21 protein-coding genes are annotated in these 22,300 nt (G+C 69.3%); 12 read left to right on the top strand and 9 right to left on the bottom strand.

Annotated features, from left to right (window positions below; all coding sequences use genetic code 11):
- Entirely contained in the window at positions 1-447 is a 447-nt protein-coding gene (locus GH815_RS01845; protein ID WP_153747042.1) for a molybdenum cofactor biosynthesis protein MoaE, read from the top strand.
- Positions 448-487: 40 nt separating this feature from the next.
- Here GH815_RS01845 and GH815_RS01840 read toward each other — a convergent pair whose 3' ends face one another.
- From GH815_RS01840 to ubiA, 3 genes are read right to left on the bottom strand one after another with little or no spacing between them, the layout of a single operon-like run.
- A complete protein-coding gene (locus tag GH815_RS01840; RefSeq protein WP_153747041.1) occupies positions 488-814 on the bottom strand; it encodes a hypothetical protein in 327 nt (108 codons plus the stop codon).
- On the bottom strand, positions 801-2,681 hold the full coding sequence (locus GH815_RS01835) for an OmpA family protein (protein ID WP_153747040.1): 1,881 nt from the start codon (positions 2,679-2,681) through the stop codon (positions 801-803). Before GH815_RS01835 ends, GH815_RS01840 begins: the two co-directional genes overlap by 14 nt.
- 54 nt (positions 2,682-2,735) lie before the next feature.
- Positions 2,736-3,716 carry a 4-hydroxybenzoate octaprenyltransferase gene (ubiA, locus tag GH815_RS01830; protein WP_153747039.1) on the bottom strand — a complete coding sequence of 327 codons (981 nt, stop codon included), beginning with the start codon at positions 3,714-3,716 and terminating at the stop codon, positions 2,736-2,738.
- Here ubiA and GH815_RS01825 point away from each other — a divergent pair.
- From GH815_RS01825 to GH815_RS01815, 3 genes are read left to right on the top strand one after another with little or no spacing between them, the layout of a single operon-like run.
- On the top strand, positions 3,715-4,449 hold the full coding sequence (locus GH815_RS01825; protein ID WP_153747038.1) for a 16S rRNA (uracil(1498)-N(3))-methyltransferase: 735 nt from the start codon (positions 3,715-3,717) through the stop codon (positions 4,447-4,449). The genes ubiA and GH815_RS01825 overlap by 2 nt on opposite strands.
- Positions 4,446-4,967: a hypothetical protein gene (locus GH815_RS01820; protein WP_153747037.1), complete on the top strand. Its 522-nt coding sequence runs from the start codon at positions 4,446-4,448 to the stop codon at positions 4,965-4,967. Before GH815_RS01825 ends, GH815_RS01820 begins: the two co-directional genes overlap by 4 nt.
- Before the next feature lie 58 nt (positions 4,968-5,025).
- Positions 5,026-6,396 (top strand): glutamate--cysteine ligase, encoded by a 1,371-nt coding sequence (locus tag GH815_RS01815; protein ID WP_153747036.1) that lies wholly within the window; start codon positions 5,026-5,028, stop codon positions 6,394-6,396.
- 217 nt (positions 6,397-6,613) lie between these two features.
- Here GH815_RS01815 and plsY read toward each other — a convergent pair whose 3' ends face one another.
- From plsY to GH815_RS01795, 4 genes are read right to left on the bottom strand one after another with little or no spacing between them, the layout of a single operon-like run.
- Complete coding sequence (plsY, locus tag GH815_RS01810) at positions 6,614-7,222, bottom strand: glycerol-3-phosphate 1-O-acyltransferase PlsY (protein ID WP_153747035.1); 609 nt, start codon at positions 7,220-7,222, stop codon at positions 6,614-6,616.
- Between the two features lie 6 nt (positions 7,223-7,228).
- Positions 7,229-8,503 (bottom strand): dihydroorotase, encoded by a 1,275-nt coding sequence (gene pyrC / locus GH815_RS01805; protein ID WP_153747034.1) that lies wholly within the window; start codon positions 8,501-8,503, stop codon positions 7,229-7,231.
- On the bottom strand, positions 8,500-8,934 hold the full coding sequence (locus tag GH815_RS01800; RefSeq protein ID WP_153747033.1) for a hypothetical protein: 435 nt from the start codon (positions 8,932-8,934) through the stop codon (positions 8,500-8,502). Before GH815_RS01800 ends, pyrC begins: the two co-directional genes overlap by 4 nt.
- Complete coding sequence (locus GH815_RS01795; RefSeq protein ID WP_153747032.1) at positions 8,927-9,883, bottom strand: aspartate carbamoyltransferase catalytic subunit; 957 nt, start codon at positions 9,881-9,883, stop codon at positions 8,927-8,929. The genes GH815_RS01800 and GH815_RS01795 overlap by 8 nt, the downstream gene beginning before the upstream one ends.
- Before the next feature lie 103 nt (positions 9,884-9,986).
- Between GH815_RS01795 and GH815_RS01790 the strand changes: the two genes are divergently transcribed.
- The 5 genes from GH815_RS01790 to GH815_RS01770 all read left to right on the top strand — a co-directional run bounded on the left by GH815_RS01790 (position 9,987) and on the right by GH815_RS01770 (position 16,864).
- The gene (locus GH815_RS01790; protein ID WP_153747031.1) at positions 9,987-10,757 is read left to right on the top strand and encodes a uracil-DNA glycosylase; all 771 of its coding nucleotides are present in this window, start codon (positions 9,987-9,989) and stop codon (positions 10,755-10,757) included.
- Complete coding sequence (locus GH815_RS01785; RefSeq protein ID WP_153747030.1) at positions 10,754-11,359, top strand: metallophosphoesterase family protein; 606 nt, start codon at positions 10,754-10,756, stop codon at positions 11,357-11,359. Before GH815_RS01790 ends, GH815_RS01785 begins: the two co-directional genes overlap by 4 nt.
- A complete protein-coding gene (gene moaB / locus GH815_RS01780; RefSeq protein WP_153747029.1) occupies positions 11,356-11,898 on the top strand; it encodes a molybdenum cofactor biosynthesis protein B in 543 nt (180 codons plus the stop codon). The genes GH815_RS01785 and moaB overlap by 4 nt, the downstream gene beginning before the upstream one ends.
- A 100-nt stretch (positions 11,899-11,998) precedes the next feature.
- Entirely contained in the window at positions 11,999-13,456 is a 1,458-nt protein-coding gene (locus tag GH815_RS01775; protein ID WP_153747028.1) for an efflux RND transporter periplasmic adaptor subunit, read from the top strand.
- A gap of 3 nt (positions 13,457-13,459) precedes the next feature.
- Positions 13,460-16,864 carry an efflux RND transporter permease subunit gene (locus GH815_RS01770; protein WP_153747027.1) on the top strand — a complete coding sequence of 1,135 codons (3,405 nt, stop codon included), beginning with the start codon at positions 13,460-13,462 and terminating at the stop codon, positions 16,862-16,864.
- A gap of 34 nt (positions 16,865-16,898) precedes the next feature.
- On the opposite strand, the gene GH815_RS01765 is transcribed toward GH815_RS01770, so the two are convergent.
- Positions 16,899-17,711 (bottom strand): protein-disulfide reductase DsbD domain-containing protein, encoded by an 813-nt coding sequence (locus GH815_RS01765; RefSeq protein WP_246176268.1) that lies wholly within the window; start codon positions 17,709-17,711, stop codon positions 16,899-16,901.
- A gap of 87 nt (positions 17,712-17,798) precedes the next feature.
- On the opposite strand from GH815_RS01765, the gene GH815_RS01760 reads away from it, so the two are divergent.
- Entirely contained in the window at positions 17,799-18,407 is a 609-nt protein-coding gene (locus GH815_RS01760) for a YqgE/AlgH family protein (protein WP_281354763.1), read from the top strand.
- Here GH815_RS01760 and GH815_RS01755 read toward each other — a convergent pair whose 3' ends face one another.
- A complete protein-coding gene (locus tag GH815_RS01755; protein ID WP_153747024.1) occupies positions 18,408-19,373 on the bottom strand; it encodes an L-threonylcarbamoyladenylate synthase in 966 nt (321 codons plus the stop codon).
- A gap of 140 nt (positions 19,374-19,513) precedes the next feature.
- Here GH815_RS01755 and GH815_RS01750 point away from each other — a divergent pair, with 140 nt between their 5' ends.
- Together GH815_RS01750 and GH815_RS01745 are read left to right on the top strand one after the other, a co-directional pair.
- The gene (locus GH815_RS01750; RefSeq protein ID WP_153747023.1) at positions 19,514-21,220 is read left to right on the top strand and encodes an acyl-CoA dehydrogenase; all 1,707 of its coding nucleotides are present in this window, start codon (positions 19,514-19,516) and stop codon (positions 21,218-21,220) included.
- Entirely contained in the window at positions 21,217-22,275 is a 1,059-nt protein-coding gene (locus GH815_RS01745) for an MBL fold metallo-hydrolase (protein ID WP_407072151.1), read from the top strand. The genes GH815_RS01750 and GH815_RS01745 overlap by 4 nt, the downstream gene beginning before the upstream one ends.
- Positions 22,276-22,300 lie beyond the last annotated feature (25 nt).

Genomic DNA, 22,300 nt, shown 5'->3' with positions numbered 1-22,300 from the left:
ATGCGGGTCCGCGTCCAGGCCGAGCCCTTCGATTTCGGCGCGGAATGCGGGGCCTTCGCAGCCGGACGCAGGGATGCGGGTGCGGTGGTGACCTTTGCCGGAATCGTGCGCGACGATGGCGGGCTCGCCCGGATGGAACTGGAACACTATCCCGGCATGACCGAAAAGGCGCTGGAGCGCATCGCGGCCGAGGCCATGCGGCGCTGGAGCCTTGTCGATTGCCTGGTGATCCACCGCCACGGGCCGCTGATGCCCGGCGAGACGATCATGATGGTCGCCACCGCCGCCCCGCACCGCGCCGATGCCTTTGCCGCGGCGGAATTCCTGATGGATTACCTGAAATCCCGAGCGCCCTTCTGGAAAAAGGAATTCGGCGCGGATGGCGCGGCCTGGGTCGCGGCCAAGGATGCCGACGAACAGGCGCTGGACCGCTGGTCCGAAGACTGAGCCTTCCGCTTCTTCTTGGCCCAAATACCCATTCTGCCTCTCAATCCGGGCGCATCCGGTCCAGATTGGCGCGCAACTCGCCCGCTTCGGCCCGCGCATCGCGCAGCCCGTCCATCGCGGCGCGCAATTCTGCCTCGGTCTGGCTGAGACGGTTGGTCAGTTCCGCCTCGCGCTGGTGCAGATAGCCGATTGCCTGGTCGCGCTGTTCCTCGGCCTCGTGCAGCGCCTGGGCCATGTGGTCCAGATCGTCCATGTTCTCATGCGTCACCTGCGCCACGCGATGCACCAGAAGCGAGGCGAACCAGCCCAGCAGGAAGGTCGCGAACAGGACCAGTGTGGTCACGATGATGAATTCAGTCCTGTCCATCGGCCTCGTCCTCCTGCCCATTCTCGTTCGCCTCGGCCTCGGGGGCCGCCTCGACCAGCCGGAACTCGATCCGCCGGTTCGCCTCGCGCCCCGCCTCGGTGCCGTTATCCGCGATCGGCTGGCTGGGGCCATAGCCGCGCGCGGTCAGGTTCGAGGTCAGCACCCGTCGCGCCATCAGCGCGGTCAGCACCGCCTCGGCCCGTTCCTGGCTCAACCGTTCGTTCAGCGCCGCCCGGCCCTGGCTGTCGGTATGGCCGCCGATCTCGATCTCGGCGTTGGGGCAGCTGCGCAGCACCTCGGCGATCCGGTCGACAACCCGAACCGCGGCGCCCTCGATCCGGGTCGAGCCCGGCGCAAAGGTGATCTTTTCCTGTGCCAGAATCTCGCCGATGCGCGCGACGCAAGCCTCCGGCGTGGGGCGGCCATCGGGGGTTTCCTGCGGCTCGACATAGGTGATGTCGATCTCGAAGTTCTGCCCCTCTCCCAGCCGGTCGGCCAGCAGCCGCGCCACCCTTGCCTGCGCGGTGTCGTCCATCGTAACCCCGGACAGCCGGACCAGATCGGCCTGTACGGTCACGGTGCCGTTGCGCAGTTGCGACAGAACCTCAAGCCCCGCCAGCACCCGGACCGGCCAGCCTTCGGGCAGGTCGGGATCAAGCCGGGTGGCCGACCGGACATTGTTCAGGCCGAAGCGGGCCCGCGCATAGCTTTCGGCGGCCGACTGCACCAGCGCGTCGGGCACCCGGCCGCGCAACTGCACCTTGCCCTCGGGGCTGAGCGTGGCGACGAAGTCGCGTGGCCCCGCGCTGGCATTCCCGCCCTCCGTCCCGGCCGGATCGGGCAGGTTGGCGGTCAGTTCGAACGGGGCGGGCAGCGCGCTGCGCAGCGTCGCCACCGCCTTGTCGAAGCGTGCCCGCTCGGTGCCCGCGGCGGCGACCAGCGTCACGTCCGCATCGGAAAAGGCCAGCGTGCCGCCGCCGATCTCGGCCAGCGCGTCGATGCCATGGGCGGCGGCCTCGCCCCAGCCGGGTGCGGGCACGCCAAGCCCCAGCGGGCAATCCAGCGCGCCGGTCATCCCCGCGCGCCGGGCGGCTTCGGCGATCAGGGTGACGGCCTCGGCGGTATCGGCGGCGCAGGCATCGAACCGCGCGGTCCCGCCTTCGAGGACAAAGCGCAGGGTAAAGGGCGCGATCATCGGGCGCGGCGCCGAGATTTCCAGGACAGGCGTCAGCCCCGCCGGCGCCGCGGCGCGCAGTTCGCGCGCGATCCGGTCGCGGTCGCGCGGGCTGGGGGCGATGGCGCTGACCGACACCTCGCCCGGCGTGATCGAGACCTTGGCGCTGTCGAACCGGCCCAGCGCGGTGATCCCAAAGGCCAGCGCCGCCTCCCATCCCTCGGGCACCGGGGCGGTGGCGCTTTCCAGCATGTCGGTGACCGGCAGGTTCCGGGCAAGCCGCCCCAGATCGCGCGCAAGCCGGTCGCGATCGGTTGCGGCGGGCACCAGCCCGATCACCGAGATCCCCGAGGCATTGCGCAGCAGTTCCACCGAAAAACGCGGCGCGGCCAGCGGGTTCGGCGGCTCGACGTTGATCTCGTCCAGCACATGCGAGGCGTCTATTACCGCCCCCGCGGCCGACAGCGCGCGGAACCGCGCGGCCTCGTCGGGGGCGGTGCCGGTCAGCCGCATCAGCATGCCGTCTGGCGTGGCCTCCGCCCAGGCGATCCCGGCGTCCGACAGCGCCGCGCGCACCGCCTTGGCCATGCGCGATTCAAGCTGGCCGACCGCCAGATACGCGGCCAGCAGGCAGATCGCCGCCGCCAGCGCGATCACGGCAGGCGCAAGCAACCTGGGCGTCAGGCGGGTCATCGGAGTTCCCCGTCGCTATGGGTCATGGATCGTCCCCCTCCAGCGGCCGTGCGCCTATGCCAGGATCGCAAGCCCGAAGAACAGCACCGGGATCAGCCCGGCATCGCGGTTCGCCCGGAACAGCCGCAGGCAGGCATCGGCATCGTCCGCGTCGAGATTGCGCAACTGCCAGTAAAGATGCGCGCCAAAGCCCGCCACCCCGATCAGCCCGACCACGACCGCGGTCTGACCCGCACTATGGGTCAGCGCGCCCAGCACCGCCAGCGCCATCAGGACAACGGCGCCAATGCCGAACTGCCGAAGCCGCAGCGCCGTCTGGTCGCCGAACAGCAGCGCGGTGGACTTCACCCCGATCAGCGCGTCGTCCTCCTTGTCCTGATGGGCATAGATCGTGTCGTAGAAGATCGTCCAGGCAATTCCCGACAGGTACAGGAACAGCGCAGGCCAGCCCAGGCTGCCGGTATGCGCCGTCCACGCCAGCAGCGCGCCCCAGTTGAAGGCAAGCCCCAGGAACATCTGCGGCCAGTAGGTAAAGCGCTTGGCAAAGGGATAGACCGCCACCAGCACCAGCGATGCGATGCCCAGCGCGATTGCCGCAGTGTTGAAGGTGATCAGGATCAGGAACGCCGTCAGCGCCTGCAACACCATCCAGACGACTGCATTCTGCACCGTGACCTGCCCCGACGGGATCGGGCGCGAGCGGGTGCGCGCCACGCTGGCGTCGAACTCGCGGTCGGTGATGTCGTTCCAGGTGCAGCCCGCGCCACGCATCAGCCACGCCCCGATGGCGCAGCCCAGCACGATCCAGAGGTCGATCCACAGAAACCCGGTCGAGGCCGCAGCCAGCGTCACCGCCCACCAGCAGGGGATCAGCAACAGCCACGTTCCCACGGGCCGGTCGGCGCGCGACAGCCGCAGATAGGGGCGCGTCCAGGCCGGCGCCCGGGTGTCGACCCAGTTGCCCCGGACCGCATCGGCGACCTGGCCTTCGGCCTCTGGCGTTTCGCCGGTCTGGGACGTATCACTGGTAGCCATGAGCGAACCCCGGTCTGCGAAAATCCGGCTCTATGTAGAGCACCCGTTGGGGGAAGGGCAAACCGTTCCTCTGGCCGACGTGCAGGCGCATTATCTCTTTTCCGTGATGCGGCTTGGGCTTGGCGATCCGGTTCTGGTCTTTGACGGGCGCGCGGGCGAATGGCTGGCGCGGGTCGCCGTGGCGGGCAAGCGCGGCGGCGCGCTGCTGTGCGAGCGGCAGACGCGGCCGCTTCAGGTGCCGCCCGATCTTTGGCTGTTTTTCGCGCCGATCAAGAAGGCGCGCACCGATTTCATCGTCGAGAAGGCCGCCGAGATGGGCGCCGCGCGCATCTGTCCGGTGCAGACCGATTTCACCAATGCCGAGCGGATCCGCCAGGACCGGCTGCAAGCTCATGCCATCGAGGCGGCCGAGCAATGCGGCGGAACCTTTGTCCCCGAGGTTTGCGGGTTACGGCGCTTGTCCGACATTCTGGCCGACTGGCCCGAAGGGCGGCGGCTGATGTTCTGCGACGAGGCGCTGGTGGGGGCGGGGGCGGCGCTGGGCGATGCGCCGCGCGGGCCCTGGGCGATCCTGATCGGCCCCGAGGGCGGCTTTTCGGATGCCGAGCGCACCCGCCTGCGCGGCCTGCCCTTTGCCCATCCGGTCAGTCTGGGCCCCCGGGTGCTGCGCGCCGACACGGCGGCGGTGGCGGCGATGACGCTGTGGCAGCAGGCGCTGGGGGATTGGGGGTGAGCTTCCTGCGCCCCGAGATTCGCGCGCTTCTGGATCGCTCGCGCGAGATGCTGACCGCGGGCGGGATGGCGCTGGCGGGCGGCTGGGTCTTTACCTTCGGCGGCTGGTTCTTTCAGGGGCTCGGGCTTGCGCTGATGCTTTTGTCGCTGGCGCTGGGCTATGTCGCGATCCGGCGGCTGCGCTTTGTCCCGGGCGGGGGCGCGCCGGGGATCGTGCAGGTGGACGAGGGGCAGATCACCTATCTGGCCCCCGTCAATGGCGGCTTCGTCGCGCTGAGCGAACTGACCGAACTGGAACTCGTCTTCGATGCCGATGGCGCCCGGCTCTGGCGGCTTACGCAATCGGGGTTTCCCACCGTGACGATCCCCGCCGCCGCACAGGGGGCCGAGGCGCTTTTCGATGCTTTCGTATCATTGCCCGGTGCCCGCCCCGGTCCTATTGTCGCGGCACTCGACCGGAGCCCGGACCTGGGGCCGGTCACGGTCTGGCGGCGCACGCGCGCCCCTGCCTTGACTTGACCCGCCCCCCGTCGCAGGTGACGGGGGAAATACGCGAACGAACCGGAGGCCAGCGCCCATGTCCATCCCACAAACCGGCGGCGGCCCGATCGAGTCCGTGGCGCAACTGGCCGAATATCTCGAAGCCGGCTGCAAGCCCAGGGATGCCTGGCGGATCGGCACCGAGCACGAGAAGTTCGGCTATGACAAGGCGACGCTGAAGCCCATTCCCTATGCCGGCGAGCGGTCGGTTCTGGCGGTGCTGCAAGGCTTGCGCCAGCGCTATGGCTGGGCGCCGATCTTCGAGGGCGAGCATATCATCGGGCTGGAAAAGGACGGCGCCAATGTCAGCCTTGAACCGGGCGGGCAACTGGAACTGTCGGGCGCGCCGCTCTGCACCATCCACCAGACCTGCGACGAGGTGAACGAGCATCTGCGCGAGGTGCGCTCTGTCGCCGACGAGATCGGCGTGGGCTTCATCGGGCTGGGCGCCGCGCCGGTCTGGACGCATGACGAGATGCCGGTGATGCCCAAGGGCCGCTACCGGCTGATGACCGACTACATGGACCGGGTCGGGACCATGGGAAAGACGATGATGTACCGCACCTGCACGGTGCAGGTGAATCTGGATTTCTCGTCCGAGGCCGACATGGTGCAGAAACTGCGCGTGGCGCTGGCGTTGCAGCCCGTCGCCACCGCGCTTTTCGCCAATTCGCCCTTCCTAGAGGGCAAGCCCAACGGGCACAAATCGTGGCGCGCCCGCGTCTGGCGCGATCTGGATCCGGCGCGCACGGGGATGCTGCCGTTTGCTTTCGAGGACGGCTTCGGCTTCGAGCGTTGGGTGGATTACGCGCTCGATGTGCCGATGTATTTCGTCTATCGCGACGGGAAATACATCGACGCGCTGGGCCAGTCCTTCCGCGATTTCCTGGCCGGCCGCCTGCCCGCGCTGCCCGGCGAGGTGCCCACCCTGTCCGACTGGGCCGACCACCTGACCACCATCTTCCCCGAGGCCCGCGTCAAGAAATTCATCGAGATGCGCGGCGCCGATGGCGGGCCGTGGCGGCGGCTCTGCGCGCTGCCCGCACTGTGGGTAGGGCTGACCTATGACCAGTCGGCGCTGGATGCGGCCTGGGATCTGGTCAAGGACTGGGATGCCGAAACGCGCGATGCCTGGCGGGTCGCGGCCTCGGTCCACGGGCTTCAGGCCGAGGTGGGCGGACGCAAGATGCAGGCGCTGGCCGCCGAGGTGGTCGCGATCGCGCGTTCGGGCCTCAAGGCCCGCGCCCGGCCGGGGCTGGGCGGCATGGTGCAGGACGAACGCCATTTCCTGCATGCGCTCGAAGACAGCGTCGAGACCGGCAAGGCCCCGGCCGACGAGTTGCTGGAGCATTACCATGGCGACTGGAACGGGGATCTCTCCCGCATCTACGCCGAATACAGCTACTGAAAAATCCCGGTCGGCCGCTGCCGTGGCGCGAAAAGGGGGGCGCTGCCCCCGTCCTTCGGACTCCCCCGGGATATTTTCGGCCAGAAGAAGCACAATCGGATTTCTTCTGGCGAGAAATATCCCGGGGGTCCGGGGGCAGCGCCCCCGGCGGGTCGCCTCGGCGCAAGCCGGGGCGAAACCCTGGGCCAAAAAAGGTGCCGGACAGGCGGCGTTTGAATCAGCCCTTCCTGCCGATCTTCGGCTCTGTCCCCGCGATCAGGCGGCGGATATTGGCGGCATGGCGGATCAGGATCAGCGCGGCCAGCAGGGCGGCGAGAGCCGCCATTTCGCCATGTCCCAGAACGATTGCCCAGACCGGCGACAGCGCCGCCGCGACCAGCGCCGAGAGCGAGGAATAACGCAGCGCCGCCGCGACCGCGAGCCAGGTGCCGCAGGCCGCCAGCCCCACCGGCCAGGCCAGCGCCAGCAAGGTGCCCAGGAAGGTGGCGACCCCCTTGCCGCCCCTGAACCCCAGATAGACCGGGAACAGATGGCCGAGAAAGGCCGCGAAGCCCGCCAGTTGCGCCGCATCCTCGCCCACGGCGGCGCGTGCGATCAGCACCGCGATGCCGCCCTTGGCCGCGTCCAGCACCAGTGTCAGGAAGGCGGCAGGCTTGTTGCCGGTGCGCAGCACGTTGGTTGCGCCGATATTGCCCGATCCGATCTTGCGCAGATCGCCAAGCCCGAAGAGCCGCGCCATGACGATGCCGAAGGGCACCGCCCCCAGCAGATAGGCCAGAAGCGCCACAAGGCCGAGGGTCAGGGGCGCGGTTTCGATCACGGGCATGGGGGGTCAACCTTTTCCAAAGACGCGCGCGCCCGCGACCCAGGTGCCAAGCACCCGGCCCTGCATCCGCGCCCCGTCGAAGGGGGTGTTCTTCGATTTCGAGCGTAGCGCGAAGCGGTCCAGCACGAAGGGCGCATCGGCGTCGAACCAGACCAGATCGGCCGGGGCGCCGGGGGCAAGCCGCCCGGTTTCCAGCCCCAGCCGCCGCGACGGATTCAGCGACAGCGCCCGCCAGAGCCGCGGCAGGTCGATCGCACCGGCATGATAGAGCCGCAGCGACGCGGGCAGGAGCGTTTCCAGCGCCACCGCCCCGCTTGCCGCCGCCTCATAGGGCAGACGCTTGGATTCCTCGTCCTGCGGCGTGTGCATCGAGGAAATCACGTCGATCAGGCCCGAGGCGACCGCCCCGACCAGCGCCACGCGGTCGGTTTCGGCGCGCAGGGGGGGCTTGACCTTGAAGAAGGTGCGGTAGTCGCCGACATCCAGTTCGTTCAGCGTCAGGTGATGGATCGACACGCCCGCCGTCACGTCGCGGCCATTGCTCTTGGCGCGGTCCAGTGCGGGCAGGGCGCGGGCGGTTGTGATCTGGTCGGCGTGGTAGCGCACGCCGGTCATCTCGACCAGCGCCAGATCGCGGTCCAGCGCCATGCGTTCGGCCATGGGCGAGACCGCGGGCAGCCCGCGCAGCGAGGCGAACTTGCCCGAGGTCGCGCAGGCGCCGTGCGACAGGCCCGGATCCTGCGGGTGGGCGATCACCAGCGCGCCAAGCGAGCGTGCATAGGTCATCGCGCGGGACAGCACCTTGGTGTTCTCGATCACCCGGTCGCCATCGGTGAAGGCCACGGCGCCCGCATCCAGCAGGAAGCCGATCTCGACCATCTCGCGCCCCTCGCGGCCCTTGGTCAGTGCGGCCATCGGCTTGATCCGCACGGGCGAGGCATCGCGGGCGCGGCGGGTGACGAATTCCAGCACCTCGGGCGTGTCGATGGCGGGGGTCGTGTCGGGGCGGGTGACCATCGTGGTCACGCCCCCCGCCGCTGCCGCCGCCCCTGCCGAGCCAAAGCTTTCCTTGTGCCGCTCGCCCGGCTCGCAGACCTTCACCCCGATATCGACGATGCCCGGGGCAAGGCAATGGCCGCCGCAGTCGATTACCGTCCCGGCGGGCGGTGGCTCGCCCGTGCCGGTCGCAAGGATCCGCGCGCCCTCGACCAGCAGCCAGCCGGGGGCGTCGCTGCCTGCCTCGGGGTCGATCAGGCGGGCATTGCCGAAAAGCGTTCTCATCGCCGCTTGCCCTTTGCCGCCTTGATCCGCGCCACGACCGCATCGGGGTCGGCCAGGAACTTGATCAGGTGCTTGTCGCCCGAGCGGGTGACGACCTGCACCGCGGCGCCCAGCTTGCGGGCCTTGTCGATATTCTCGAACAGGATCCGCCGCCCGCCCGGACCCATCAGTGCGCGGTCGGTCAGCGTCCAGGTGGCCGCCAGTTCCTCGCTCATCAGAAAGGCGCCGCGCACGCCGATGCCGAGCAGTGCCGCGACGATCCCGACCCAGGGAAAGGGATTGCCGATCATCACCAGGATCAGCGTCGCCCCGGCCCCGGCGATGGCGGCCAGCAGCAGATGCGCCTTGATATAGGTGCCGCGGTCGGCGCGGAACTGCGCCTGAACGGTTTCGCCGTCTTCCAGATCGGCACCGAGCTTGGGATCAGACATGGATACCCCCCGCCGCCCGTTCCGCCCGCAGGTTGCGCGCCAGCAGATCCATCGCGGCCATGCGCACGGCCACGCCCATCTCGACCTGTTCCTGAATGACGCTGCGGTTGATGTCGTCGGCCAGCGTGCCGTCGATCTCGACCCCCCGGTTCATCGGGCCCGGATGCATCACGATGGCGTCCTCCCTGGCATGGGCCAGCTTCTCGGCATCCAGCCCGAAGCGGTGGTAATATTCGCGCTCGCTGGGGATGAAGCCGCCATCCATCCGTTCCTTCTGAAGCCGCAGCATCATCACCACATCGGCGCCGGCCAGCCCTTCGCGCATGTCCTCGTAGACCTCGACGCCGAATTCGACCGCCTTGGCCGGGATCAGCGTCGCGGGGCCGATCAGCCGCACCCGGTTTTCCATCCGCCCCAGAAGCAGGATGTTCGAGCGCGCCACGCGGGAATGCGCGATGTCGCCGCAGATCGCCACCGTCAGCCGGTGCAGCCGCCCCTTGGCGCGGCGGATCGTCAGCGCGTCCAGCAGCGCCTGAGTCGGGTGTTCGTGCCGCCCGTCGCCTGCGTTCAGCACGGCGCAATTGACCTTCTGCGCCAGCAGATCGACCGCGCCCGATTGCGGATGGCGCACCACCAGCAGATCGGGATGCATCGCGTTCAGCGTCAGCGCGGTGTCGATCAGCGTCTCGCCCTTCTTCAGCGAGCTGGCCTGCATCGACATGTTCATAACATCCGCCCCCAGCCGCTTGCCCGCGATCTCGAAACTGGCCTGGGTGCGGGTCGATGCCTCGAAGAACATGTTGATCTGCGTCAGCCCGGCCAGCACGTCGGAATGTTTCGACGCGCCCCGGCTGAGATCGACATATTGATCGGCAAGATCCAGAATGGTGCGGATGTCGTCTGCCTTCAGCGGCTCGATGCCCAGAAGGTGGCGGAAACGGAACGTCATGGGGCCTCCGACCTGATCGCCCCGCTTATAGAAAGCGCACCTCGCCCCGGCAAGGGATGCGATGGCCATTGCCGCCGCCGCGGGGTCGCCCTAGCCTTGCGCGATGGATTACGGGATCGACCCCCATACCGCGCTGGCCCTGCTGGAATGGCAGATCGAACTGGGCGCGACCGAGGCGATTGGCGAGACGCCGGTCAACCGCTACGAGGCGGCACCCGTGGCCGTGCCGCCCGTGCCTGCGCCCGCGATGGCCCTATTGCCCGAGGTCGATCCGGTCCTTGTCGCCCGTGCGGCGGCCGCCGGGGCGGCCGACCGCCATGGCTTGCGCGCCGCACTTGCCGCCTATAAGCATTGCGAGTTGAAGAAGGGCGCGAAATCGCTGGTCTTTTCCGATGGAAACCCGAAGGCCCGCGTCATGGTGATCGGCGAGGCGCCGGGCCGGGACGAGGATATCCAGGGCAAGCCCTTTGTCGGCCGGGCCGGGCAGTTGCTGGACCGGATGTTCGCCAGCATCGGCCTTGATCGCGCCGCACCCGACCCCGCCCGCGCGCTTTACATCACCAATGTCCTGCCCTGGCGGCCGCCGCAGAACCGCGACCCCGAGCCGCAGGAGGTGGCGATGATGCTGCCCTTTCTGGAACGCCATGTGGCGCTGATCGACCCGCAGGTGCTGGTGCTGATGGGCAACCATTCCTGCGGCGCGCTGCTGGGCCGCAAGGGCATCACCCGGTTGCGCGGGCATTGGGCGCAGGCGCTGGGGCGGCCGGTTCTGCCGATGTTCCACCCGGCCTATCTGCTGCGCAACCCGCTTGCGAAACGCGAGGCCTGGCACGACCTTCTGATGCTTCAGGCCCGTCTGAGGGAGACCGCATGAAGATACTTGCCTTTTCCGACCTCCATATCTCGCAGGACGCCGCCGATGCGCTGGTCGCCGCCTCGGCCGAGGCCGATCTTGTCATCGGCGCGGGCGATTTCTGCAACCGCCGCGAAGGTCTGGATCAGGCCATGGCGATGATCGAGGGGATCGCCGCGCCCTTTGTCATGGTTCCGGGCAATTGCGAAAGCCTGGACGAGTTGCGCGCGGCCGCGCCCGCCGGGGCGCATGTGCTGCATGGCGAAGGGGTCGAGATCGGCGGGCTTAGGCTGTTCGGGCTGGGCTATGGCGTGCCGGTCACGCCCTTCGGCGCCTGGTCCTGCGATCTGACCGAGGAGGCGGCGGCAGACCTGCTGGCCCCGTGCGAGGCTGCCGATGTGATGGTGTTCCATTCGCCGCCCAAGGGCATCGCCGATGTCACGGGGGGATGGTTCTCGGTCGGCTCGACCGCGATCCGCGATGCCATCGCCCGGGTGCAGCCGCAGCTTGCGGTCTGCGGCCATATCCATGATTGCTGGGGGCGTGAGGGGATGATCGGCGCGACCCGCGTGGTCAATCTGGGTCCCCGCGTCAACTGGTTCGAGATCGGAGCCCGGCCATGAGCCACAGCACAGGCCCGAAAGAGTTCATCCCGGTCCGCATCGCGGTTCTGACGGTGTCCGACAGCCGCACGCTGGACGACGACCGCTCGGGCCAGACGCTGGTCGACCGGATCGCGGCGGCGGGCCATGTCCTTGCCGCCCGCGCGATCCTGCCCGACGAGCGCGACCAGATCGCCGCGCAACTGCGCGACTGGTGCGCCGATCCAGGCGTGGATGTGGTGATCTCCACAGGCGGCACCGGGCTGACCGGCCGCGATGTCAGCGTCGAGGCGCATCGCGACGTCTATGAAAAGGAGATCGAGGCGTTTGCGACCGTCTTCACCATCGTCTCGATGCAGAAGATCGGCACCTCGGCGGTGCAAAGCCGCGCGACCGGGGGTGTTGCGAACGGCACCTATCTGTTCGCGCTGCCCGGCAGCCCCGGCGCCTGCAAGGATGCCTGGGACGAAATTCTGGTCCATCAGTTCGACTATCGCCACCGGCCCTGCAATTTCGTCGAGATTTTTCCCCGGCTCGACGAACATCACCGACGGAAATAGATACATCGCGCGTAACGCATATGTGTTGGGTGCGCGGCCCGGCAGGCGCTATTGCTTTGGCACGGGCACGGGTTGACCGGCCGGGAAAGGAAACTGGCAGATGAATTTTCTCCGCCGCAGCCTTGTCGGGCTGTTCCTTGTCGCCCTGACCTTCGGGCTGCTGGCTTGGGCCGGGCATATGGTCAGTTCGGCCATTCAGGCCCGTCTTGCCGATCAGCCCGGCCAGCGCCCCGCCCGCGAACGGGTCTTTGCCGCCAATGTCGTGACCGTCACGCCCGAGACCATATCGCCGGTGCTGACCGCCTTTGGCGAGGTACGCGCGCGCCGCACGCTTGATCTGCGCGCCGAGGCGGGCGGCCGGGTGGTGGACCTGCATCCCGCGTTCGAAGAGGGCGGGCGCGTCAAGGCGGGCGAGCTGATCCTGCGGGTGGACCCCTCGAACGCGCAATGGGCGCGCGATGTGGCGCAGACCGATCTGGCCGGGGCCGAGGCCGATCTGCGCGATGCCGAACGCAAGCTGGTCCTTGCGCGCGAGGAACTGGCCGCGACCGGGGATCAGGCGCGGCTGCGCGCGCAGGCGCTGGCCCGGCAACAGGATCTGCGCGCCCGCGGCGTGGGCACCGATGCCACGGTCGAGGATGCCGCGCTGGCGGCCTCTGCCGCCGCGCAGGCCGTGGTTGCCCGCCGCCAGTCCGAGGCGCAGGCCGAGGCGGCGCTGGAAACCGCGCATAACGCGCTGGCCCGGGCGCGCATCCGGCTGGCCGAGGCCGAGCGCGCGCTGGCCGATACCGAGCTTTTCGCCGCCTTCTCGGGAACGCTGGCCGAGGTGTCGCAGGTCGAGGGCGGGCTGGTCACGCCGAACGAACGGGTGGCGCAACTGATCGACCCCGCCGCGCTTGAGGTCGCGTTCCGCGTCTCGACCGCGCAATATACCCGCCTGCTGGATCAGGGCGGCGCGCTGCGCCCCGCCCCGGTGACCGCCGTGCTGGACGTGTTCGGCGCCGACCTGACCGCGACGGGCCAACTGATCCGCGAAAGCGGTGCGGTTGCGCAGGGGCAGGCCGGGCGGCTGCTGTTTGCCAGCCTGGAAAACGCGCCGGGCTTCCGGCCGGGCGATTTCGTTACTGTCCATCTTGAGGAACCGCCGCTTGAGCGCGTTGCGCGCCTGCCTGCGACCGCGCTGGATGCGGCCGCGCAGGTGCTGGTGCTGGGCGAGGATGACCGGCTGGAGGCGGTGCAGGTCGAGTTGCTGCGCCGTCAGGGCGACGATGTGATCGTGCGCGCCGCCGGTCTTGCCGGGCGCGAGGTGGTGGCCGAGCGCACGCCGCTTCTTGGGGCCGGGATCCGGGTGCGCCCGCTGCGCCCGGGCGCAGAGGCTGCCGGGGACGCCCCCGAAACGGTCGAGCTGTCGCCCGAACGCCGCGCCGCGCTGATCGCCTTTGTCGAGTCCAATCCGATGATGCCCGACGAGGCCAAGGCCCGGGTGCGTGCCCAGCTTGAACAGGACCGCGTGCCGGTGCGGGTGGTCGAGCGGCTTGAATCCCGGATGGGGGGCTAGGCCATGACGCGCCCGATTCCCAGCGCGGTCGGCGGGCTTCTGTCCTATTTCACCCGCCACCGCACCGCCGCGAACCTGTTGCTGGTCATGCTGATCGTCGCGGGCCTGGCCGCCGCGCCCAGGATGCGGGCGCAGTTCTTCCCCGATGTGGTGATCGACAGCGTTACCGTGAGCGTGAAATGGGACGGTGCGGGCGCCGAGGATGTGGATACCGGCATCGTGCAGGTGCTGGAGCCCGTTCTGATCGCGATTGACGGGATCGAGAAAAGTTCGTCGCGCGCGACCGAAGGCTCGGCCTTCATCACGCTGGATTTCGAACCGGGCTGGGACATGTCGCGCGCCGCCGACGATGTGCAGACAGCGGTGGACGGGGTGCGCACGCTTCCCGCCGAGGCCGATGTCCCCGAGGTGCGCCGCGGATCCTGGCGCGATCAGGTGACCGATATCGTCCTGACCGGCCCCGTCGCGGTGGACCAGTTGGGCCGGCTTGCCGACGAACTGGTGGCGCGGCTGTTCGCGGTCGGCGTCACCCGGACCACGCTGCGCGGGCTGGCCGCGCCCGAAACCGTGGTCGAGGTGCCCTCGGCCGAACTGATCCGCCATGACATCAGCATGGCCCAGATCGCCCAGGTCATCGCCGCCGAGGCCGCGACCGCGCCTGCGGGCGATGTGTCGGGCGGCACCGCGCGGGTGCGCACCGGCGCCGAAAAGCGCAGCGCCGAGCAGATCGGGGCGCTGGTGCTGCGCTCGAACGCGGATGGCTCGACGCTGACAATCGCCGATCTGGCCACAATCCGGGTCGAGGGCGTGGATCGCGAGCGCGCCTATTTCGTGGGCGAGGATCCGGCGATCACGATCCGGGTGGACCGCTCTGACCGGGGCGACGCGATAGAGTTGCAGCGCCGGGTCGAAGCCGTGGCGGCCGAATTGCGCACCACCCTGCCCGAAGGCGTCTCGGTCGAACTGATCCGCACCCGGGCCGAATACATCTCGGGGCGGCTCGACATCCTGCTGAACAACGGCCTGATGGGGCTTGGTCTGGTGCTGGTGCTGCTGTTCCTGTTCCTGAACGCGCGCACCGCCTTCTGGGTTGCGGCGGGTATTCCGGTGGCGATGCTGGCCACCGTGGCGCTGATGTATGCCTTCGGGCTGACGATCAACATGATCTCGTTGTTCGCGCTGATCATCACGCTGGGCATCGTGGTGGACGATGCCATCGTGGTGGGGGAACATGCCGATTTCCGCGCCCGCCGCCTGCGCGAGGCGCCCGTCGAGGCCGCCGAGAACGCCGCCCGTCGGATGGCGGCGCCGGTCTTCTCGGCCACGCTGACCACGATCATCGCCTTTCTGGCGCTGGTCGTGATCGGCGGGCGGTTCGGCCACATGATCGCCGACATTCCCTTTACCGTGATCGCGGTGCTGGTCGCCTCGCTGGTGGAATGCTTCCTGATCCTGCCGCATCACATGGCGCATGCGCTGGCCCACACCGCCAAGGAGCATTGGTATGATGCCCCCTCGCGCGCCTTCAACCGCGGTTTCCGCTGGGTGCGCGACCGTCTGTTCCGGCCCTTCATGGGGCTGGTGATCCGCGCGCGCTATCCTGTGCTGGCGCTGGCGGTGCTGCTGCTGGCCAGCCAGGTGGCGCTGCTGATCCGGGGTGATGTGTCCTGGCGGTTCTTCAACGCGCCCGAGCAAAGCTCGGTCACCGGCAATTTCGCGATGCTGCCCGGCGCCAGCCGCGAGGACACGCTGGAGATGATGCGCGAGATGCAGCGCGCCACCCAGGCCGTTGCCGCCCGCTACGAGGCCGAGCATGGCCGCAACCCGGTCGATTACGCCATCGCCGAGATCGGCGGCAATGCCGGGCGCGGGATGGCGGGGGCGGATGTCAAGGATGCCGACCTGTTGGGCTCGATCGCCATCGAACTGATCGACCCCGATCTGCGTTCCTATTCCTCGTTCCAGTTCGTCGCCGATCTTCAGGACGAGGTGCGCGAGCATCCGATGGCCGAGACGGTCAGCTTCCGCGGCTGGCGGTCGGGCCCCGGCGGCGATGCGCTGGACGTGCAGTTCTATGGCGCCGATGCCGCCACGCTCAAGGCGGCGGCCGAGGCGCTGAAGGCCGCCCTTGCCCAGTATGGCGAGGTTTCGGCGGTCGAGGACAGCATGGCCTATGACAAGGAGGAATTGCTGCTCGACCTGACGGCGCAGGGCGCGGCGCTGGGCTTCACCATCGAGGAACTGGGCCGGGTGCTGCGCCACCGGCTGAACGGGATCGAGGCCGCGACCTATCCCGACGGGCCGCGTTCGGCCGCGATCCGGGTGGAACTGCCCGCGGGCGAGTTGACGGCGGATTTCCTGGACCGCACGCTTCTGCGCGCGCCTTCGGGGGTCTACCTGCCGCTGGCCGATATCGTCTCGGTCGAGCGGCGCACCGGCTTCTCGACCGTGCGGCGCGAGAACGGGCTGCGCGTGGTTTCCGTCACGGGCGATCTGTCCGAGGACGATCCGGCGCGGGCCGAAGAGATCATGCGCGAGCTGGAGCAGGTGATCCTGCCCCGCATCGAAAGCGATCTGGGCGTTGCGTTCCGCCTGGGCGGCCTGTCCGAGCAGGAACAGGACTTCATGGCCGATGCCCGGCTGGGGCTGAGCCTCGGGCTGATCGGCATCTACCTGACGCTGGCCTGGATCTTCTCAAGCTGGTCGCGGCCGGTGGTGGTGATGGCGATCATTCCCTTCGGGCTGGTCGGCACGATCTATGGCCACATGGCCTGGGACGTGCCGATGTCGATGTTCACCGTGGTCGGGCTGATCGGGATGGTGGGCATCATCATCAACGATTCGATCGTGCTGGTCAGCACGGTGGACGATTACGCCCGCTCGCGCGGCCTGATCCCCGCCATCGTGGATGCGGCCGCGGACCGGCTGCGGCCGGTTCTGCTGACCACGCTGACGACCGTTCTGGGGCTGATGCCGCTTCTGTTCGAGAAATCGCAACAGGCGCAGTTCCTGAAACCGACAGTCATCACGCTGGTCTACGGGCTGGGCTTCGGGATGCTGCTGGTCCTGCTGGTGGTGCCGGCGCTTCTGGCGGTGCAACAGGATGTCAGCCGCCAGATCCGTGCCCTGCGCCACGGCCTGCGCGGACGCGCGCGCGGCGGCCGGGCGGCGGTCGTGGGGCGCGCGACGGGGCTGGCGGCGGTGGGGCTGGCGGTGCTGTTCGCGGCGACGGTCGGGGTAGTGCTGGCGACGGGTGCGCCGCCTGCGCCGCTGCCGGGGATGGCCGGACAGCCGATGGCCGCGGCGCTGGTGCTGTTCCTTGTCGGCGCTGCGGGGATGCTGGTGCTGGCCTATGGGCTTGCTGCGCGCGCCATGGCCCGCGCGGGGGGCAGCGGCCAGGCACCGTAACCCCCATAGGCCGGGTTTCGCTCGCAGCGGGCGCTCAGCGCCCCGCGCAGCCGCGGATATCGACCGCCCGACGCTCGCCCAGCAGCGTGATGCGCAGTTCCGAACGGTCCAGCGCAAAGGGCGTTCCGCTTGCCGGAACCAGATCCGCCTGCGCGACCAGCCGCCCGCCTTGCCGCGCCATGTCGGCCTCGGACACCCAGATCGACGGGTCCGGCAATTCGAACACCACCGTTTCTCCCGCGCCCAGCGCCGCCACCTCGATCTCGGCGGTCAGACGCAGACCGTCCCGGATCGGTTCCACGGTGCAGCGCACCGCGCCGACCTTTGCCTCGCGCGCGGTCAGCGGCCGGGCGTCAAGCGCAGCACGGATCGCCTCGGCCCCGCCTTCGGCGGGCAGCATGCCGGTAAGCCGCAATTCCATCGGCAGGCAGATGTCCTGACATACCCCAAGCTCGACCCGGGCGCGCAGTTCGACCGGCTGGCCCGGCTCGCGCGGCGTCAGTTCCAGCGGCAGCACCACCTCGCGTTCATAGCCGATAGTGCGCAGCCCGTTCGACGTGAACACCCGCGGCACCGGCCAGTGGACCCGGACGCCCGCCATGTTCCCGGATCCCGACCAGTCGAAGCGCGGCGGCACCCCGGCATCGCCCGGCGCCCGCCAATAGGTCTTCCACCCCGGCGCAAGCCGCAGTTTCAGCCCGGCCATGTATGTCCCCTCGGGGGTCTTCCAGCCGGGCAGGATCTCGGCGCGCAGGACATCCTCGGGCGGACCTGCCGGGGCGGTCTGCGCCAGTCCCAGCGCAAGCGCCGCTGCGGCGGCCAGTCGGACAATGCGGGTAGAGGTCATGGCCAGCAACATAAGCAGCGGCGCACAGGCGGGAAATCACATTCGGGCGAGAGCGTCGCGAAAATTGTCGCGTGCTGCCCTTGCGCCATGGCGCCCGGAGGCACATGCTGTCAGCAACGGCGGTCCGGGCGGTATCAGATGCAACTTGGCGGCAAGCTTCTTATCGCGATGCCCGGCATGGGCGATCCCCGCTTCGAGAAAAGCGTGGTCTTTCTTTGTGCCCATTCCGAGGAAGGGGCGATGGGGCTGATCGTGAACAAGCCTCTGTCCGAGTTGTCCTTTACCGATCTGCTTGGCCAGCTTGGCATCGCGCGGGCGCCCGACGCGCGCGACATCCGCGTGCATTTCGGCGGCCCGGTCGAACATGCCCGCGGCTTCGTGCTGCATTCGGGCGAGTACAATTCCGGCAGCGAGACGACGCTGCGGGTGGATGGCCGGTTCGGCATGACGGCGACGCTGGATATCCTGGAGGATATCGCCCGGGGGCAGGGTCCGGCCGAGTCGCTTCTGGCGCTGGGCTATGCCGGCTGGGGGCCGGGCCAGCTTGAAGGCGAGATCCGGGGCAATGGCTGGCTGACCTGCGAGGCGGTGCCCGAAATCGTGTTCGACAATGCCGATGGCTCCAAATGGGAACGCGCGCTCAGATCGCTGGGGATCGAGCCGCTGATGCTGTCGGCAACCGCCGGTCGGGCCTGATCAGCCGCGCGGCGCAGCGGCCCGGCGCAGCCGGTCGTTGATCGCCCGGCCCAGCCCGTGATCGGGAATCGGCGCGACGGCGATGGGCTGGCCCGGCGCGGCACGGGCATCCAGGTCGCGCAGCGCATGGAACAGGTTCGCCGCCGCCTCGACCAGATCGCCCGCTGGCGACAGGTTCAGCGCCGCCCCGTCGCAGCCCGGCCCAAAGCCCAGCCAAAGCGCGCCCTCGGGCGGCGTCTGGGCCTCCAGCATCACGGCCGCCCCCGGGGCGTAATGCGACGAAAGCTGCCCCGGCGCGCTGATCGCATCGCCCGCCTTGCGCACGGTCAGCCGCGCGCCAAGGCACTCCTCGATCGCCTCGACCGGCAGCCCGCCCGGGCGCAGCAGCACCGGCGCGGGGTCGAAGCCCAGAATCGTCGATTCGACCCCCACCGGGCAGGCCCCGCCATCCACCACCGCCGCGATCCGCTCGCCAAGCCCGTGCAGCACATGCGCGGCGCGTGTCGGGCTGACGCTGCCCGAGCGGTTGGCCGAGGGTGCGGCGACCGGCCCGCCGAACGCCGCCAGCAGGCCATGGGCCACCGGATGATCGGGCACCCGCAGCGCTACGGTTGGCAGCCCTGCACTGACCAGAGGCGACAGCCTTGCATCCGTGCCCGCATCCGTGCGCAAGGGCAGCACCAGCGTCAGCGCACCGGGCCAGAAGGCTGCGGCCAGCCGCTCGGCCGCGCCGTCCAGCACCGCGTATCGCGCCGCATGCGCGGCATCGGCCAGATGCACGATCAGCGGGTTGAAATGCGGCCGCCCCTTGGCCTCGAAGATCCGCGCCACCGCCCGGTCGTTGCGCGCATCCGCGCCCAGCCCGTAAACCGTCTCGGTCGGAAAGGCGACCAGTTCGCCCGCCCCCAGCAGCGTCGCCGCACGGGCAAGCCCGTCGGCATCGGGCTTCAGTATCTCTGCGCTCATGGTCTGCGCCCCTGGTGACGTTGCGTTGGACTTGATGGGGCGGGGCGGTCGTTTACCCTGCGCACGACCTCTGCCATACCCCGCCGGACTGGTACAGCCGCCCCGCCCCGGGGACAAGGCAGCAGGAGAGGGAGGATCCCATGTCGTACCGTGCCCCCGTGGCCGATATCCGCTTCCTGCTCGATCATGTGGCAGGCTTCCCCGATCTCGCCGCCACCGCGCGTTTCGCCGAGGCCACGCCGGATCTGACCGCCGCGATCCTGGACGGCGCGGGCAGGCTTTGCGAGGACGTCATGGCACCCCTGCAACGGGTGGGCGATCTGCACCCCGCGCGGCTGGAAAACGGCATCGTCCGCACGCCCCCCGGTTTCGCCGAGGGCTGGCGCGCCATTGCCGAAGGCGGCTGGATCGGTCTGGCCGCCCCCGCCGAGCATGGCGGCATGGGCCTGCCCCAGACGCTGGCCATGGCGGTGACCGAAATGATGAGCGGCGCCTGCCTTGCGCTTCAGATCGCGCCCCTGTTGACCCAGGGCCAGATCGAGGCGCTGAGCCATCATGCCAGCGACAGGCTCAAGGCGCTTTACCTGCCGAAACTGATCTCGGGCGAATGGTCGGGCACGATGAACCTGACCGAACCGCAGGCGGGCAGCGATGTGGGGGCGGTGCGCACCGTCGCGGTGCCGCAGGGCGACGGAACCTACGCGATCACGGGGCAGAAGATCTTCATCTCCTGGGCGGATTCCGAATTCATCGGCAATGTCGTCCATCTGGTCCTTGCCCGCCTGCCCGATGCGCCCCCGGGCACCCGCGGCATCAGCCTGTTCCTTGTGCCGCGCAACATCCCTGATGCCGACGGCAATCCCGGTGCGCGTAACAGCCTGCGGGTGGTCAGCCTGGAACACAAGCTGGGGCTGCATGGCAGCCCGACCGCGATGATGGATTATGACGGCGCGACCGGCTGGCTGGTGGGCGAGGCGCATCGCGGCATGGCGGCGATGTTCACCATGATGAACAATGCCCGCCTTGGCGTCGGGATGCAGGGGATCGGCGTTGCCGAAGCCGCGTTCCAGCACGCGCTGGCCTATGCCCGCGAACGGCGACAGGGGCCGACACCGCAGGGCGAGGCCATCATCGGCCATGCCGATATCCGCCGGATGCTGGCCGCCATGCGGGCCGAGATCTTCGCCGCCCGCGCCATCGCCCTGTCCTGCGCGGTGGCGATCGACATGGCGGACGCCACGGGACAGGCCGACTGGGCCGCCCGCGCCGCATTCCTGACGCCCATCGCCAAGGCCTATGGCACCGATACCGGGGTCGATGTCGCCTCGGCCGGGATGCAGATCCATGGCGGCATGGGCTTTGTCGAGCAGACCGGCGCGGCGCAATTCCTGCGCGACGTGCGCGTGACTCCGATCTACGAGGGCACCAATGGCATCCAGGCGATGGATCTGGTCGGCCGCAAGCTGATGGATGGCGGCGAGGCGGCCTGGCGCCTGCTGGAAGAGATCGAACAGGGCGCCGAAGCCGCGCGCGCCCTGCTGCCCGATCTTGCCGGCGAGGTCTGGGCCGCCGCCGAGACGCTGCGCGAGACGACCGAATGGATGCTGACCCGGGACCAGACCGACCGCTTCGCCGGTGCCGTGCCCTTCCTGCGCGCCTGGGCGCGGGTGCTGGGCGGCCACGCCCATCTGGCGGCGGCCCGCGCCGAGGGGGGCGCAGGGTCCCGCAGCGCGCTTGCCCGGGTCTTCATCGGGCGGCTGCTGCCCGAACATCCCGCCCTGCTGGCCCAGGCCCGGGCCGGGGCGGCGGCGCTTTATGCGCTGTCCGACGACGATCTGGCCGCATGATGGACGGCACGCGCGGCCCGATCCGCTACCCCTTCCCCGACCCGCCTGGCCCCGACACCGCCATCGAGATCGCAGAGGGCGTGCTGTGGCTGCGCCTGCCGCTGCCGATGGCGCTGGATCATGTGAATGTCTACGCGCTGGACGATGGCGCGGACTGGACCGTGGTCGATACCGGCATCGCCTCGCGCCGGTCCCGCGCGCTGTGGCAGGCGCTGATGGCGGGGCCGCTGAACGGCAAGCCGGTCACGCGCGTCATCGTCACCCATCACCATCCCGACCATGTGGGGCTGGCGGGCTGGTTCCAGTCCGAACATGGCGCCGAACTCTGGACCAGCCGCGTCGCTTGGCTGTTCGCGCGCATGCTGCAACTCGACGAACAGGACCGCCCCGCGCCCGAGACGCTGGCCCATTGGCGCGGCGCGGGCATGGATCCTGCCCTTTACGCCGAACGCGCCGCCCAGCGCCCGTTCAATTTCGCCGACACGGTGGCGCCGATGCCGCTGGGCTTTCGCGACATGGCCGAGGGCGACGTGATCCGCGCGGGCGGGCGCGACTGGGACGTGCGGCTGGGCGACGGGCATGCGCGCGACCATGTCACCCTCTGGAGCCGGGACTGCAATCTCGTGATCGGCGGCGACCAGCTTCTTCCCTCGATCTCGCCCAATCTCGGGGTCTACGCCACCGAACCGCTGAACGACCCCGTCGCGGCCTGGCTGTCCAGCTGCACCCGGCTTGCCGCCCATGCGCGCGAGGATCATCTGGTGCTGCCCGGCCACAAGCTGCCCTTTACCGGCTTGCCCACGCGGCTGGTGCAACTGATCGACAACCATCACGGCGCGCTTGACCGGCTGATCGCCCATATCGACCGGCCGCGCACCGCCTGCGACTGCTTCCCCGCGCTCTACCGGCGCGAGATCGGCCCGGCCGAATATGTCCTCGCCCTGGTCGAGGCGGTGGGCCATCTCAACCACCTGTTCCTGACCGGCCGCGCCCGCCGTTCGCAGCGCGAGGATGGCGCCTGGCTGTTTCAGCGCGTCGAGGGGCCGGGGGCGTGACAGCCCCCACCCGATCCGCTAGCCT

Source organism: Rhodovulum strictum (assembly GCF_009649175.1).
Lineage (GTDB): Bacteria > Pseudomonadota > Alphaproteobacteria > Rhodobacterales > Rhodobacteraceae > Rhodovulum > Rhodovulum strictum.
Note: the sequence above shows the minus strand (reverse complement) of the source record. Positions and strands in the feature narration are given on the sequence as shown.

Coding starts and splice junctions, on each gene's coding strand:
- moaB (WP_153747029.1), top strand. CDS start 11,356: ATGAGCCACAGCACAGGCCCGAAAGAGTTCATCCCGGTCCGCATCGCG.
- pyrC (WP_153747034.1), bottom strand. CDS start 8,503: ATGAGAACGCTTTTCGGCAATGCCCGCCTGATCGACCCCGAGGCAGGC.
- GH815_RS01815 (WP_153747036.1), top strand. CDS start 5,026: ATGTCCATCCCACAAACCGGCGGCGGCCCGATCGAGTCCGTGGCGCAA.
- GH815_RS01775 (WP_153747028.1), top strand. CDS start 11,999: ATGAATTTTCTCCGCCGCAGCCTTGTCGGGCTGTTCCTTGTCGCCCTG.
- GH815_RS01765 (WP_246176268.1), bottom strand. CDS start 17,711: ATGACCTCTACCCGCATTGTCCGACTGGCCGCCGCAGCGGCGCTTGCG.
- GH815_RS01785 (WP_153747030.1), top strand. CDS start 10,754: ATGAAGATACTTGCCTTTTCCGACCTCCATATCTCGCAGGACGCCGCC.
- GH815_RS01795 (WP_153747032.1), bottom strand. CDS start 9,883: ATGACGTTCCGTTTCCGCCACCTTCTGGGCATCGAGCCGCTGAAGGCA.
- GH815_RS01835 (WP_153747040.1), bottom strand. CDS start 2,681: ATGACCCGCCTGACGCCCAGGTTGCTTGCGCCTGCCGTGATCGCGCTG.
- GH815_RS01755 (WP_153747024.1), bottom strand. CDS start 19,373: ATGAGCGCAGAGATACTGAAGCCCGATGCCGACGGGCTTGCCCGTGCG.
- GH815_RS01840 (WP_153747041.1), bottom strand. CDS start 814: ATGGACAGGACTGAATTCATCATCGTGACCACACTGGTCCTGTTCGCG.
- GH815_RS01770 (WP_153747027.1), top strand. CDS start 13,460: ATGACGCGCCCGATTCCCAGCGCGGTCGGCGGGCTTCTGTCCTATTTC.
- ubiA (WP_153747039.1), bottom strand. CDS start 3,716: ATGGCTACCAGTGATACGTCCCAGACCGGCGAAACGCCAGAGGCCGAA.
- GH815_RS01760 (WP_281354763.1), top strand. CDS start 17,799: ATGGCGCCCGGAGGCACATGCTGTCAGCAACGGCGGTCCGGGCGGTAT.
- GH815_RS01750 (WP_153747023.1), top strand. CDS start 19,514: ATGTCGTACCGTGCCCCCGTGGCCGATATCCGCTTCCTGCTCGATCAT.
- GH815_RS01825 (WP_153747038.1), top strand. CDS start 3,715: ATGAGCGAACCCCGGTCTGCGAAAATCCGGCTCTATGTAGAGCACCCG.
- plsY (WP_153747035.1), bottom strand. CDS start 7,222: ATGCCCGTGATCGAAACCGCGCCCCTGACCCTCGGCCTTGTGGCGCTT.
- GH815_RS01800 (WP_153747033.1), bottom strand. CDS start 8,934: ATGTCTGATCCCAAGCTCGGTGCCGATCTGGAAGACGGCGAAACCGTT.
- GH815_RS01790 (WP_153747031.1), top strand. CDS start 9,987: ATGGATTACGGGATCGACCCCCATACCGCGCTGGCCCTGCTGGAATGG.
- GH815_RS01745 (WP_407072151.1), top strand. CDS start 21,217: ATGATGGACGGCACGCGCGGCCCGATCCGCTACCCCTTCCCCGACCCG.
- GH815_RS01845 (WP_153747042.1), top strand. CDS start 1: ATGCGGGTCCGCGTCCAGGCCGAGCCCTTCGATTTCGGCGCGGAATGC.